General features: G+C 59.1%; 11 protein-coding genes and 1 pseudogene. 1 reads left to right on the top strand and 11 read right to left on the bottom strand.

The genetic code is table 11. The features are described 5' to 3' along the window. Genes IP85_RS08695 through IP85_RS08670 form a run of 6 tightly spaced genes read right to left on the bottom strand, consistent with a single transcriptional unit; the run spans position 1 to position 7,731 of the window. Positions 1 to 600: a nitrous oxide reductase accessory protein NosL gene (locus tag IP85_RS08695; protein WP_197277998.1), complete on the bottom strand. Its 600-nt coding sequence runs from the start codon at positions 598 to 600 to the stop codon at positions 1 to 3. Beyond that, positions 597 to 1,418, bottom strand: a complete 822-nt coding sequence (locus tag IP85_RS08690) for an ABC transporter permease subunit (protein WP_054149282.1) — start codon at positions 1,416 to 1,418, stop codon at positions 597 to 599. The genes IP85_RS08695 and IP85_RS08690 overlap by 4 nt, the downstream gene beginning before the upstream one ends. Beyond that, a complete protein-coding gene (locus IP85_RS08685) occupies positions 1,415 to 2,314 on the bottom strand; it encodes an ABC transporter ATP-binding protein (protein ID WP_054149281.1) in 900 nt (299 codons plus the stop codon). Before IP85_RS08685 ends, IP85_RS08690 begins: the two co-directional genes overlap by 4 nt. Next, positions 2,280 to 3,608, bottom strand: a complete 1,329-nt coding sequence (locus IP85_RS08680; protein ID WP_054149280.1) for a nitrous oxide reductase family maturation protein NosD — start codon at positions 3,606 to 3,608, stop codon at positions 2,280 to 2,282. The genes IP85_RS08685 and IP85_RS08680 overlap by 35 nt, the downstream gene beginning before the upstream one ends. A 3-nt stretch (positions 3,609 to 3,611) precedes the next feature. Beyond that, on the bottom strand, positions 3,612 to 5,540 hold the full coding sequence (gene nosZ, locus IP85_RS08675) for a TAT-dependent nitrous-oxide reductase (RefSeq protein WP_054149279.1): 1,929 nt from the start codon (positions 5,538 to 5,540) through the stop codon (positions 3,612 to 3,614). A 19-nt stretch (positions 5,541 to 5,559) separates the two neighbouring features. Then, complete coding sequence (locus IP85_RS08670) at positions 5,560 to 7,731, bottom strand: NosR/NirI family protein (RefSeq protein WP_054149278.1); 2,172 nt, start codon at positions 7,729 to 7,731, stop codon at positions 5,560 to 5,562. Positions 7,732 to 7,996: 265 nt separating this feature from the next. Between IP85_RS08670 and IP85_RS08665 the strand changes: the two genes are divergently transcribed. Then, the gene (locus tag IP85_RS08665) at positions 7,997 to 8,920 is read left to right on the top strand and encodes a DMT family transporter (protein ID WP_054149277.1); all 924 of its coding nucleotides are present in this window, start codon (positions 7,997 to 7,999) and stop codon (positions 8,918 to 8,920) included. Here the strand turns inward: IP85_RS08665 and IP85_RS08660 are convergent. The 5 genes and pseudogenes from IP85_RS08660 to IP85_RS08635 all read right to left on the bottom strand — a co-directional run bounded on the left by IP85_RS08660 (position 8,910) and on the right by IP85_RS08635 (position 12,978). Then, positions 8,910 to 9,698 (bottom strand): ABC transporter ATP-binding protein, encoded by a 789-nt coding sequence (locus IP85_RS08660; RefSeq protein ID WP_054149276.1) that lies wholly within the window; start codon positions 9,696 to 9,698, stop codon positions 8,910 to 8,912. The two genes, IP85_RS08665 and IP85_RS08660, sit on opposite strands and share 11 nt — an antisense overlap. Then, positions 9,695 to 10,613 (bottom strand): annotated as a pseudogene (locus IP85_RS08655) (iron ABC transporter permease). The gene IP85_RS08660 and the pseudogene IP85_RS08655 overlap by 4 nt, the downstream one beginning before the upstream one ends. Before the next feature lie 137 nt (positions 10,614 to 10,750). Beyond that, positions 10,751 to 11,851: an ABC transporter substrate-binding protein gene (locus IP85_RS08650; RefSeq protein ID WP_054149275.1), complete on the bottom strand. Its 1,101-nt coding sequence runs from the start codon at positions 11,849 to 11,851 to the stop codon at positions 10,751 to 10,753. Positions 11,852 to 11,929: 78 nt separating this feature from the next. Further along, positions 11,930 to 12,598 (bottom strand): Crp/Fnr family transcriptional regulator, encoded by a 669-nt coding sequence (locus IP85_RS21915; protein WP_197277996.1) that lies wholly within the window; start codon positions 12,596 to 12,598, stop codon positions 11,930 to 11,932. 95 nt (positions 12,599 to 12,693) lie between these two features. Then, complete coding sequence (locus IP85_RS08635) at positions 12,694 to 12,978, bottom strand: hypothetical protein (RefSeq protein ID WP_141402161.1); 285 nt, start codon at positions 12,976 to 12,978, stop codon at positions 12,694 to 12,696. Between the last annotated feature and the right edge of the window lie 691 nt (positions 12,979 to 13,669).

Here is a 13,669-nt window from a genome sequence, read left to right as displayed (position 1 = left end):
TCAGCCTCCAGCATTGTTGGGCAGGGCACGCAAGCGGTTCTGGAATTCGGCATCACCGTCCCCCGAGTTCGAATTGGGTTCGATGTCGACTGGGGTCAGCACCATGTCGTCGGTAATCTCGTCAAAGGAGAGTACTTTGCCGCCTTCGGCACGGGCAAACAGCAAGGCCTTCTCGCGGCTCGAAAACGGCACGGCCTCCGGCGCTCCCATGCCGCCTTGCCGGACCGAACCGATCACATAGACGGCCTTCTCGACGGCGATCCAGTTGCCGTCACCTGGATTATTCCAGGTCGCGCCTGTGGCTCCCATATCGTTGACGTAGACGGCAACGATTGGCGCCATCTGCTCTGGCCCCCGCATATAGGCGATGGCATCACGCACCTGGCTGAAGAATAAGGGGGCAGGCATGCCCTCAAGAAACACCTGGCCCTTTGGGCCGGGATGCTCCAGCAGATTCATCTGGCAGTAATGACCTAGAGTCTCGACGGTCATATCCTGCGGTGTCGTATCCTGAGCAGTTTTTTCCTGACAGGCCACCAGCAGCGAGAGCGAGCCAAGGATAATGATGGAACGTAGCAAAGATCGCATGCGCAAACTCATGGCGTCACCTTTCTGAAAGCGGCAAGCGCCAGTGTGATAGCCAGCAGTGGCCAGACAAATAGTGAAGCTGCGGATTGCCAGAGTGGGATAGCCCCTGCAGCGCCGCCTATACCGCCTGCAACCGCGACCGCCTGCCCAGCCGACAGGTTGAAGACGCGAAAGGCATCCGCCGGATTGGCAAGCAGAGCAACTGGCAAAGCCCGCGTGGTAAAGACGCCACCGCCATCGGTGACAATCAGAGCCAAAAGCGCGAGATCATAAAGCACAACGGCGACCAGCCAGAGTGCGACCGCAAGACCCGCTGCCCCAGAGGGGCGCTGTGCTAGGGCAGACAGCGCATACCCCGCGCCAAGGAAGGTCGCGCCCAGCAAAACCGAAGACCAGATCAGTCGGACCATGGAGCCGATGCCCTGAATCGCACCCGGATCGGACCAGACCGCCATCACCAGCGCTGCGCCATAGCCGAGCGTTACCGCGAGCGCGAGGATCGCCAGGTGCGCCAAAAGTTTGCCAAGCAGGATCTGAAGGCGCGAGACCGGATAGGTGAGCAGCAGTGGCAAAGTACCGCGCTCCACCTCGCCAGCCACCGCATCGAAGCTCATTAGCAGCGCCAGAAGCGGAACAAGGTAGACGGCAAGCGAAGTCAGCGAGGCGACCGTCACCGAGAGCCGGTCAACGTCGACATCACCCGTGGGCGCTGACCCCGCAGCCGCCAGTACGAGCGCGAAAAGCACCATCATGCCGGTCGCGATCAGCACCCAACGATTGCGAAACGCGATGCGGAACTCGCTTGCCGCGGTGGCGAGGATACAGCTCATTGCCCGTCCCTCCGGCTGAAATGGCTATAAATGTCCTCAAGGCTGGGTGGGATCACATCAAGGTCCGCAACTTCCGGGCCGAGCGCGGTGATGCTGGCGAGAAGCGGCAGCTTGTCCGCCTGCGGGCAGGAGAAGCGCAGCATGCCGTCTGAGCCGATGGTGGCTTCCGGAAATACCGCAGCGAGCGAAATGGCACGCCCTTCCGCCGGACGAACGAGGAGCGTGATCGGCAGGGCAGCCTGTGCACGCAAATCGGCAAGCGTACCTTCCGCCACCAATTGCCCTCCCGACAGGATGAGAATGCTGTCGGTGCGCGCCTCGACCTCGGTCAAGACATGCGAGGAGAGCAGGATCGCCGTGCCATCGGCCGAGAGGCCATCGAGCAGGTCGTAGAAATCCCGCCGCGAGACCGGATCAAGGCCCGAGGTCGGCTCATCGAGCACCAGAAGACGCGGGCGGCCGATCAGGGACTGGGCGAGTCCCACGCGCTGGCGCATGCCCTTGGAATAGGTGCCGATCCGCCGGCGCGCCGCATGGGCGAGGCCGACTCGGGCCAGAAGCTGCGGCGCGATACGCGGATTTTCGCCGCGCAGCGAAAGATAGTGGCTAATCTGCTCCTCGCCCGTGAGCGCCGGATGGAATGCGACATTTTCCGGCAGATAGGCAACCTGCATGCGGGCTGCGGCCGACCCCGGCGCTTCGCCACAAACAGAGACCTCGCCGCTGTCGAACGGGATCAGCCCGAGGATGATCTTCATGATCGTCGACTTGCCGGCTCCGTTGTGGCCGAGCAACGCGGCGCGTTTTCCCGGCTGAAGAGCCAGCGAGACCTGCTTCAGTGCCTCGACAGACTGGAAGCACTTAGTGAGCCGAGAGATTGTCAGGGTCGGTGTCATCATAATGTCCTGTCGCCCAGCGGCCGGCGGCCTCGGCTTCGTAAACGAGAATTTCGGGGGGCACGGTGATTATCAGCGGGCGCATCAACGGGGCGCTGTCGCGCACGCCGCCCGGCAGCGTGGCAGGGAAATCTCGCTGGCTCCAGCGCACAAGTTGCACAGCGGGCGAGCCGATCAAAAGGCTGGCGGCGGGCTGCGACCAGAGGATCTGGTCCATCACGTCGTTCGGTCGGAAAAACCCGTCGGCGATGCCGTCGCCATTGAGGTCGAAGGCCGGATGGTCGGACCAGAAATTGCCCCGCCCCTCATGGCTCCATTCCATGTTGCGGGTGCCGACATATTTCACCTGCTCGCGATTGGCGATGAAGGCGTTGCCGGTCAGCGCGTTCTTTTCCGAACCAGCGGTGAAGTGAATGCCGATACCGCAGCCCTCAAATCGGTTATCCCAGATCAGGTTCTTGTGGGCATTGTAGATGAACAGGCACTTCTTCGTGCCGCCACGCACCAGATTGCCGGTGACATCGGCATTGTTGGCATAGTTCAGCATCAGCCCATGGTCACGGTCGCCGAGGCTGATATTGCTCAGTATCTTTGCCTGGTTTGAGAACATGATGGCAAAGCCGAGATGGTTGCCAATCGAAATATTGCCGGAAACCTCGGTGTTGCGAGTGTACATGAAATGTACGGCAAAACGCAGGTCGCGCATAACATTGCCGCGATAGATGCTGTTGGAACTGGCATTTGAGAAGATGCCGTCGCGGCCAAAGCGTATGAAATTGTTCTCGAGGAGTGTGCCGGGGCTGTTCCAGACATAGATGCCATTGCCCCTCTCGTTCATGCGCGGACTGTCGGTGCCGATGATCTCGTTGCCGGTCACCACCGTGTCGCGGCCGCCATGCACGTCGATGCCATGCATGTTGCCGGTGACGAGCAGTTTTTCGACACGGGCGCGGTCCGCGCCTTTTTCGATCTTCACGCCGGCGTCGAGGTCCTGGTTGACCCGTCCCGAACCCGTCACCGTGAACCCGGCCAAGCGGACATCGGGCGCAGTTATCTCAATCACGCTACCTGAACCTTGGCCATCAACAACCGCGCCGCGCGGGCCTACGATGGCAAGGGACCGATCGATCACGACGGGGCCAAGGTAGGTCCCGTCGGTCAGTGTCAAAACATCACCTGGTGCTGCCTCGGCGATGGCTGTCGCTAGACTGCCCGCGCCCGGCGCGACCGAGCGCTCCCCGGCCGCAAGCGGCGAGACGAGAACAAGACCGAGCAGGAGAACGAGCAGCCTCATGGCTCAAGCGCCCTTTGGCTCGACGAACATGCGTCCGCGCATTTCCATATGCAGAGCATGGCAGAACCACTGGCAATAGTACCAGTAGACGCCGGCATTGGCCGCAACGAACGTGACCGAACTCGTCTGCTGAGGGCCGATCTCGATCGCCACGCCATGATTGCCCATGGTGAACCCATGTGTCAGATCGTCAATGTCGTCGAGATTGGTAACGATGACAGTCACCTCGTCCCCCTCCTTGACCGTGAAGCTCTCCTGGCTGAAAGCTGGCGCGACCGAGGTCATGTAGACGCGCACCTTATTGCCATCACGGATAACGGCATCGGTCCACTCGTCGATGTTGACGCCATCAGCTTCGGCCTGCTTGCGGGTTTCGGCCCACATCAGGTCGTTGCGGTCCCATGTCGAGCGGATGTTGGGCAGGATCGACGGTGCGACCGCGATCGCGTCGTGCGGCTCGGCGAATGTCGGGCCATCATGCACGAGCTTCATCTTGTCGCCGGAAATGTCGATCAACTGATCGTTCTCGGGCTTCAACGGCCCGACGTTCAGGAAACGGTCCTTGGAGAACTTGCACAGGCAAACCATCCAGTCATTTGAAGCGTCGAGCGTTTCACCCATGACCGTCTTCAAGTGACCCGGCTGGTACTGGACGTCGATTTTGTCCTTGATCGGATTGATCTTCTCGCCGGCATAGGCCTTGATGGCGTCCTCGATGTTCCACTTGGCCACCTGGCTGTCGAGGAATAGTGAAGTGTAGGCATTACCGCGACCATCGAAGGCGGTGTGCAAGGGCCCAAGGCCCAGTTCCGGTTCGGCGACGACGGCGCTACGCGGCTCGGCGTTGTCATAGAACAGCGCGTCGAACTTGGTCACGTCAAGCACAGTGACGGTGGGCGAAAGCTTGCCGCCGATGCACAGGTGCTTCTTGTCCGGCGCCATGTTGCAGCCATGTGGATTGTTGGCGATCGGGATGTATCGCGTGAAGAGCGACTTGGCTTCCTTGCGGCCGTCGACAACTTTAACGCCGTTGACTTCCTCATACTGACCAGCGGCGATCGCCTTTTCGATTTCGGCCAGGTTAAAGACAACAACATGGTCCATCTCGGACTTGGTCATCTCCTCCAGGTTCATGCCCATTTCGGAATTGTAGCTGGTCGAGAAGGCCCATTTGCCTTCGTAGTCGGCATCGCAATTGTCGAGATTGCCCGACACCTTGACCTGCCAGGCGACATCCCACTTTTCGGCATCGACTGCGGTAAAGATGTTCACATAGGTCGAAACATCCGTCATGGTCGAGCCGTCGTTGTTGAGCGGCGCTTCGTCTTCGCCGTTGCAGAAGACGTAGTTTGTCTTCGGCCACTTCTGCGGGCGCATGCCGTGGATACCCTTGGCATTCGGGATTTCCAGAATGGCGTCGGTCTTCATCACGTCGCAGCGAACGCGGGCAACGCGCGTATTGGCCTTGTCGTTCATGAACAGGAAGCGACCGTCATACTTGCCTTCAGTGAAGGACATGTGGACGTGATGCAGATCGCCATTGTCATGGATCTTCTTGCCGTTGGCGGCGAGCTGCTTCTTTGTCTTCTCGGACATGGTCCGCTGATGGATGCGGATCGATTCATTGGTCTGCCCCCAGCCAGTGGCCGAGCAGCGGTTGAACACCGGGACACGCATCAGTTCGCGCATTGAAGGGATGCCGAGAATGCGCATTTCGCCCGTTTGCCCTGAGGACCAGAAGCCGTAATAGTCGTCGAGCTTGCCAGGCGAGACGGAGCCATCGCCTTCGGCAGCAGCGAGCGCCGGTGTTGACAGAACAGCGGCGCTTAAGCCCAGTGCGCCTGCTCCCATGCTTCCCGCCAGAACGGCAGTGCCGGCCGTCGCGCTGAACAGCTCTCGCCGGCTCAGGCCTTTGGTTTCTTTCGTTTCCATCGTCGATGTCCTTCTTCAGTTAGATTTGGCTTCGGTTAGACTTTGCTGCGGATTGGCTGATCGGCGCACCGCCCGGACTTGCCGCAAGCTTTGCCCGTGACTTCATTTTTTTAATCACGACGGGGCAGACGGTTTCTGACTGGTAGAGCACCTGACAGTGGAGGCAGTTGATGCACTCGTTCGGATTGATTTCGCCGGTCTTGTGAATGGCCTGTACCGGACACTGGTTGGAGCAGGTCTGACAGGGGTTGCCGCATTCGTGGTAGCGCTTCAACCAGTCGAACATGCGCATGCGCGCCGGGATCGCGAGTGCGGCACCAAGCGGGCAGAGATAGCGGCAGTAGAAGCGCTCGACGAACAGGCCGGCGACCAGAAGCGCTACCGCATAGGCGACGAATGGCCAGGCCCGGATGAACTTGAGGATGATCGCCGTCTTGAAGGGCTCGATCTCGGCCAGGTGCTCGGCCTGCTCGACGCTCATCAGAGAGACCCCGAACAGGCCGAGGAAAATCATGTATTTCAGCGGCCACAGCCGCTCATGCAGTCCCCAGGGCAGCGTCCATTGGGGGATGTGCAATTTTCGGGCGATCTGGTTCGTCAGCTCCTGCAGAGCGCCAAACGGGCAAAGCCACCCGCAATACGCACCGCGGCCCCAGAACAGCAGCGCAGCCGCCACCGAGAACCAGAGGATAAAGGTCAACGGATCGAGCAGGAAAGCCTGCCAGGAAAAGCCGGTGACCAGGCTGCCAAACAGGGCCATCAGGTTGACCACCGAGAGCTGTGCATTGGCATACCAGCCGAGGAAAACCAATGTCACCATGAGGAAGGCGATACGGAAGATGGAAAAGGCTCTCGCATTCCTCACGGCATAGGTCTGGAAGAAGAACACTCCCGTCAGCACGAACAGCATGGCGCCGAGAACGGTGATCTCCAGCGTTTTGTCGCGCCAGATGCGCTTCCACAGGTCCGCTTGGGCAGAGCCCTCGTCACGATCCGCGACGCTAGCGACCTCGACCGCCGGCTGGGCGACGGCCTTCAGGTATTTCTGCGGCAGTTGGTAGCCGAGGTCGAAGGTATGGAAAACCTTTTCGATCGGTCCGACCTCGCGATGCGCCAGAAGCTGGATGCGGAAAGGCTTGGTCGGATCGAAGCCGACATTGGCGGGAATCCGAAAGACGTCCATCTCAGTGAATTCGGGCGTACCGGAAAGCGCAATCCCTCCCAGTCGACGGTGATCACGATCGCGAAAGCGAACCGATACGTCGTCCTGGATCAGAACGATGCGGTCGAAAATTCCGCCGCGCACATAACCCGATCCTTTGAAGGAGTAGAGCCCCCTGCCGGCGATGGCGATGGCGTTTTCGCCCTCCTTCAGCCAAGTCCCCAGATTGGCCTGCTCGGCTTGCCCGAGCAGGGCCTTGCCGATCGATGGCACTGAGACCAGCGCCACATGCATGTCGATAAATGCGGTTTCCGGCGGCTCAGTCAGGGCCCGCTCGCGCGCCCGCGCATCTGCATGCTCGGCGAAGGCTGCATTGACCTGCGCCACATCGAGGGACAATCGGCGGATGGTGCCGTCACCCTCGGCCTCGATCCAGTCGGACGGTGAGGCGGCATCAAGATCAACGGTGAGGCGCGGGCCGGACTGTTCGCTTTCCGGTGCCAGACCTCCAAGCCCAAGCGCGCGCGCCACCTTCAAGCCAGACCGGACGATGGAATCGTCGATCACCATCACGGTAACGGTGGCGCCGGAGATGATGTCCACATCATGTGCGGTACCGCCGGATTTCGCCTCCGCGACGAGGTCCAGTCCAGTATATGCGGAAACCAGTGCCTTGACCTTGGCCTCGGGAATACCGATCAGAACGATGGGTTCGGAATGCTTGACCAGTTGCACGCCGATGATCTTGGCGTCGAGACCAACTGCTACCAGCGTGTGGATCGGCTTGCCAGAATAGCCAGTCGTACCGACGAAATCAGAGGTGGCAAACACCCAGCCTACAGTCTCGCCGCCCTTCAACACGGGCGCGGCCGCCAGGTCCGCGCGGATGGGACCGAAACCGTCTGCGTCCGGCACGAGATCAGAGACCTTGGCCGCAGGCAGATACTGTTGCAGCACCGATGTCGCGCTGGCTGAGTAAGCCAGGCATAGGGAGGCGCAGAGCAGCATGACCAGACGGAAGAGTTTCATTCCAGATTTCCCGCAAATCGTTGCAGGAGCATTGGCGTCTTCCGGGCGCAGGATCGTTGCGCTAGATCAAGCATCCAGGCAATTCGCGAATGATTGCATGCGACTGACAAACGTCGGTCAAGTGCGCAACGAGACAGCGGCAGACTGCTACTGCCGGACCGCCGCTCAACCTCTCGGCTTCCCCGGCGAACAGTGACATTGCACGCTTTGGCGACGACCAGAGCCGGGTCCCATACAGCGTTTAGACAGTCAGTGGTGGTGGCACATGAAGAATGAGAGCAGCGTGAACCAAGAGCAGTTAGACCGCCCTGCCGTCGGCATCATTCTGCGCATTCTCTCAGGTGCGCTGTTTGCGGCCATGGCTGTATTTGTCAAAGCGGTGTCTGCCGATGTCCCGGTAGGACAGATCGTGTTCTTTCGGTCAGCGTTTGCGCTCATTCCGCTCGTCGTTTTCCTCTGGATGAGAGGGGAGTTTCCTGGCGGGCTAGCGACAAGGCGGCCGCTCGATCACCTGCTGCGATCGGCACTCGGCGCAGCGGCCATGTTTGCATCCTTCGCCTCGATTGCCCGCCTGCCACTCGCGGAGGCAACCTTGCTTGGGTACCTCTCTCCGATTTTCACAGCGATTGCGGGCGTAGTCATCCTTTCAGAACGGGCCACGGCCTGGCGGGCAGCAGGGGTGATACTGGGAACTCTTGGCGTGGTGGCACTTGTATGGCCCGAACTTGGTCAATCAACGGCGCACGAAACCCGCCTGATCGGTTTCGGCTTTGGTCTCCTAATGGGTCTGCTCACCGCATTCGCCTTGATCATGGTTCGCAGCCTAAGTCGGACAGAAAGTCCAGGCGCCATCGCATTCTATTTTGTCGTGGCCTCCATGATCGGCGGCATCGCGACGCTGCCATTCGGCTGGGCGGCGCCGAGCCTATCTCAATTTCTCTACCTGGTAGGTGCCGGAATTTTCGGGGGCTTTGCACATATCTGCATGACGCTGGCCTTTCGCTATACTGAAGCCTCGCGTCTTGCCCCTTTCGAGTATCTGGCAATCCTGTGGCCGATTCTGGCCGATCTCATCCTGTTTGGTGAGCCACTGACACATCCCTTTCTCCTTGCCCTGCCACTGGTTCTGGCAGGTGCCGTCGTTGCGGCGCTCGAGGCAAGTCGGCGCGCCTCGAGCCTCAAGGACTAAGCCGAATTGGAGCCACTGACCCTTCGCGCACCCGCGCCAGCGGGACGATGACCGAGCCGGTCCTGCAGGAGGTTAGCACCTCCGCTTCGACACCGTAGACTGAACGAAGCACTTGGGGCGTTACCACGTCATCAAATCGGCCTGAGCCAGCCAGTCCGCCATTGCGCAGCAACATGATGCCATCGGCGTGACGGGCAGCCAGGTTGAGATCATGAATTGCAATCATCACCAGAGCACCCGTGCGCTCGACATAGGCTCTGAGTATTTCGAAGACCCGCAATTGATGCGCCAGATCAAGCGCACTCGTCGCTTCGTCTAGCAACAGCAATCTCGGCGCACGCAGCAGTCGTTGCGCCAGTAGCACCAGTTGCTGCTGTCCACCCGAAAGCGCGTGGATAGGACGCGATGCCAGATCCTCGATACCAAAGGAGCCGAGAATACCATAAGCCGCCTCCAGCACATCGGCGCTCACTCTCCATCCGAGCTGCTCATGCCGCCCGAGCAACACAACCTCAAGCACCGAAAGGCTGGCGCGGATCTGGCTGTGTTGCGGCATGTAACCAAGATTTTGAGCATCGACACCACGGCCGTTGAAAGTAATCTCGCCGCGATGAGACAATAGTCCCGCGACCGCACCGAGCAGGCTGGATTTGCCACAGCCATTGGGTCCAACAAGACCGATGATCTGACCGGGAGCAAACTGGGCTTCAACATCGCTCAAGACGATGCGGCTTCCGAACTGGACACCGACCCGATCAAAGATAAGACCTTCACTCACTTGACACCTCCCTCAGCGCCGCGAGACAGGATCACGGCAAACAGCATAGGAATGCCTGCGATCGCAGTGACGATACCGACCGGGATGACCGCGGCAGGTGAAATGAATTTTCCAAACACGGATGCACCCACGAGGATCACTGCACCGATAACTGCAGACAATGGCAGGGCAAAACGATGATCTTCACCGGCGATGAGTCGGCAGACATGCGGCGCAATCAGACCGACGAATCCGATGGTGCCAACAAAGGAAACAGCCGCTGCAGTGAGCAACGCCACGAGAAGAAAGGTTTTCCGCCTCACTTTTTCGACAGATAGGCCAAGACTGCGAGCATTGCCGTCGCCAAGTTTCAGCACGGTCAGTGCCCAGCAGTTGCGGGCGACAAACGGCAGGCAGAACAGCAGGATTGCACCACTGACCGACACGCTCGTCCATGTCGCCTTCAGCAGGCTGCCAAAAAGCCAGAAGACGATCTGCTGCAGCACCTCCGGCGAGGCGAGAAACTGCAACAGCGACTGGATCGATTGAAAGAAAGGCAATCCCGCCCAGCACAAGGATTTCAGGAGATGCGCCGCGCAAGGTAGCAATGAGGTAAACCAAGCCGCAGGCCACAAGCGTCATGGCAAAGGCTGAGATTGGAACGACGAAATAGTCCGGAATGGCGAGAGCCCCGCCGAACATGATGGCAAGTGCGGCACCAAACCCTGCTGCGGCCGAAAAGCCGAGCGTGAACGGGCTAGCCAACGGATTGTCGAGGATTGTCTGCATCTGAAGGCCGGCAAGCCCCAGACATGCTCCAACCACGAGCCCCATCACCGTCTGCGGCATTCTCAACTGCCATAGAATGGTTGCTGTCATCCTATCCTCACCGGCTGGCCCTGCAATAAGGCCCTTCAGCACATCGTTGAGAGGCATCCCGGATGGACCCGTCGTCAAATCTAGCAGCATCAGAGCGATCAAAGCCAAGACGGACAGGGCCAGGCCCAACTGACGATGCCGGGAGGCGCGGCGATAGTCGCCGCGCACGAAGTCAACCTTGCTGAGAGCAATGGTCATTGGCCGACAGCCTGATACGGCAAGACGAATGTGCCATCAGCTTCGATAGGCAGCCAGGCTTTGTAGTAGTCCTTGAGGTTCTGCTCCGGATTGACATCCTTGAAGGCGTCGGGGTGCAACTGCTTAGCGATGTATTGCGCAAAGACATAGTCGGACAAGGTGCGCGCGCCACCATGATAGATGGCATGAACGTCACCATTTTTCACCGCAGGAAGCTCTGCCCAGCCGGGGCGTCCCAGATAGGCTTTCATCCGTTCGCGGGCGAGTTCGTTGGACGCGCCAAAACCGACTGACACCGACTGTGGCTTGTTCAACCACTCCGAACCGGCCAGAAAGATGAGATCCGGCTTCTGCGCGAGAACATATTCGGGGCTCAGCGGACCCCAATTGCCGATCTGGCCCTTGGCGATGTTGTCGCCACCAAGCTTGTCGACCAGCGCTCCCCACATGGTATCACCATAGGAGTTTCCAACCTCCGAAGGCCCCTTTTGAGCGAGTTCCACATAGACCTTCTTGTTTGACGGGCCCGCAGCCTCGACGCGGGCTGCGATATCCGCCATGGCATCCTGGTAATTATCCGCCAGTTCCTGCGCCCTGTCCTGTGTGCCCATCAGCGTGCCGAGCGCCAGCGTCGACGCAACATGCTTCTCCACGGACTGGGCATTGTAGTCGAGGGTCACAACCGGGATCCCGGCGTCGTCGAACTGTTTGACGCTTTCGCCGAGCGCGTCGTAGGACCAAGCAGCGAGGATGACGAGATCGGGCCGCGCCGCGATCACCTTTTCAATCGAGAAGGTATTGTCTTCCGTGTTTCCAACATCGGGAATGGAGGCGAGTTTCGGAAGTGCCTTTTCATAAGCAGCAAATTGGCTCGGCCTCCAATCCTTCCAGGTCGACAGCGACAAGGCCACCACCTTGTCGATTGCGTTCGGACCGACGATGGCCAGATAGTCTTCATAATAGAAGCCAAGGACGACTCGATCGGGTGTCTTGGGAACCGTGACGCTCCGCCCCTTCACGTCGGTTACGGTGATATCGGCCATGGCCTGCCCCGCAAGAGCGATCAGGGCGCATGTGCAAAGCAACAGGTTTTTCATAAGACTTTCCTTTTGGTTATAACGGGTCGACCTTATTGACCCGCAGGGGGATGGAAAAACGGGGTGACGACGTCCCGCTCAGGCAGATGCGGCGCCGTCTGCAATCGCTTGGAGTGCCGGAGTATTCAGGAGGGTGACGATTTCGGGCTCATCGAAATCGATCAGCCCAGCGCGTTTGAACCGGGTAAAGCAGCGGCTTACCGTCTCAAGTGACAAGCCCAACCAATCAGCCAGATCACCTCGCCCGAGATAGAGGTTGAAGACACGGCTCTCGAAATGCGGGCGCTGCGGTCGTGAAAAACGTTCTGAAAGATCGAGGATCGCGCTCGCCACTCGTTCAGGCGCTGTCTTCCGCCCCAGGAGCACGGTGTGCGCTTCGATCCGCTTCATGGCCTCGCAAATCGCGCTGTAGGTTTTATCGACATCGTCGCCATGTTGTCGCTCGATGTGACAATAACTCAGCGTTTCAGCGGTCATCCGGTTCTTGTCGCCGAGAACAATGCCAACCAACGCGCCGGGTCCGACGATGTCGACGATCTGGCGACGTCCGTTTGCAAGGGTCTGGGAAAGAGCGATACAACCTTCAGACAGTCGAAACTGGGGAACTGTCGGATGACCCTGTTGGAACAGGACGGTGCCAGGGGGTACAAAGTCACGTTCCTTGAAGAAACTGGCTTTTGATGAACAGGGGACGGGAATGCTGGAATGCGAACTTAGTGAAGTGCTGACAGGGACAACGTGCAACATGACGGTACCGGGAGTTGGCCGATCACGATGCAACGACATCCATCGGCGCCAAAACGAGATCGGTCCGGACGGTTGACGTCAATTTCGGACCGGATTCAGACGGAATCCGGTACCGGGGGCGCCCGCGGCGCAGTGTTCGCGGAAAAAAGACGCCGATAGCCTTTGTCGCTTAGCGAAGGCACCGTCATGTCGAGCGCAATGACAATGCGGCGACCGACAACATCGACCGGAGTCGGGAGCATCGCCGATGATGCAATCAAGCAGGCTTCACAGATGGTAGCTGCACCGTAGTGGGGGACCTCACCATCGTCGGTCGTAACGCACAATTCGGGCAACGTGCCATCAGGCAGTACATACGCGGCCACGTCGAGCGTCACCATATCACCAACGCCAAGCGGGGGCTGGTGTGACAGCCCGACTATGACGAGCAGAAATGCGAGGATGATCCTGACTGTTCTATACACGACGCCAGTGGCCCGGTTTGCGTTAAACTCTGGTGAACTAACTAGCATGGCAAAAGCTGGTCGTGATTGATATGGAACAAGCTGGTACCGCGATGTGAAACTGAGATCTCGGGTAGAGGCATTCCGTTCATCGAGCCCAGAGACAAATCTGCGCGAGCAGAGCATCGGGGACGGAATGAAAGCGTAAACAAACCTAAATCTATGGCGTTCGGGAAACCACGGAACCGATTTATCCGACCCAAGCCCCGCAGTCTGCAGTCGACAAAAGTCGTGCTAACGGCGTGTTACCCAATAGCGCTGGAATTCGGTAGCTACGATGTTTCAGGACGGCCATCTTGCAGCCCAAGGCAACCTGTTGCCTTGAGGTCGTGGAGAATACTTGTGATGGCCACTATTTGACTTCTATCAACCGGAAGCAACGGCTACGTTCCCGACCATGAAGCCGAATCGATTGGAATTGGTGCGGATGGCTGCACCACATAAATCGCTTGGGTAGAGTAAGTTCAAAATCATGGTCGAAATGGTGAGCTCGCAAAGAAAGAAAAGCCGATCGTTCCCCAACGCCAAAGGGTATGTCGTCGCGGTTTTCGGAACGGTCGCAGCTATT

Origin of the sequence: Rhizobium sp. AAP116 (assembly GCF_001295785.1) — a bacterium.
Classification (GTDB): Bacteria; Pseudomonadota; Alphaproteobacteria; order Rhizobiales; family Rhizobiaceae; genus Allorhizobium.
The sequence above is the reverse complement of the archived record's forward strand: the minus strand, read 5'-3'. Positions and strand labels throughout refer to the sequence as shown.

What these genes read in the sequence shown, in the direction of transcription:
- IP85_RS08635 (WP_141402161.1), bottom strand. Translation starts at nt 12,978, where the DNA reads ATGGTGACGCTCGACGTGGCCGCGTATGTACTGCCTGATGGCACGTTG.
- IP85_RS08665 (WP_054149277.1), top strand. Translation starts at nt 7,997, where the DNA reads ATGAAGAATGAGAGCAGCGTGAACCAAGAGCAGTTAGACCGCCCTGCC.
- IP85_RS21915 (WP_197277996.1), bottom strand. Translation starts at nt 12,598, where the DNA reads ATGTTGCACGTTGTCCCTGTCAGCACTTCACTAAGTTCGCATTCCAGC.
- nosZ (WP_054149279.1), bottom strand. Translation starts at nt 5,540, where the DNA reads ATGGAAACGAAAGAAACCAAAGGCCTGAGCCGGCGAGAGCTGTTCAGC.
- IP85_RS08685 (WP_054149281.1), bottom strand. Translation starts at nt 2,314, where the DNA reads ATGACACCGACCCTGACAATCTCTCGGCTCACTAAGTGCTTCCAGTCT.
- IP85_RS08680 (WP_054149280.1), bottom strand. Translation starts at nt 3,608, where the DNA reads ATGAGGCTGCTCGTTCTCCTGCTCGGTCTTGTTCTCGTCTCGCCGCTT.
- IP85_RS08670 (WP_054149278.1), bottom strand. Translation starts at nt 7,731, where the DNA reads ATGAAACTCTTCCGTCTGGTCATGCTGCTCTGCGCCTCCCTATGCCTG.
- IP85_RS08695 (WP_197277998.1), bottom strand. Translation starts at nt 600, where the DNA reads ATGAGTTTGCGCATGCGATCTTTGCTACGTTCCATCATTATCCTTGGC.
- IP85_RS08690 (WP_054149282.1), bottom strand. Translation starts at nt 1,418, where the DNA reads ATGAGCTGTATCCTCGCCACCGCGGCAAGCGAGTTCCGCATCGCGTTT.
- IP85_RS08650 (WP_054149275.1), bottom strand. Translation starts at nt 11,851, where the DNA reads ATGAAAAACCTGTTGCTTTGCACATGCGCCCTGATCGCTCTTGCGGGG.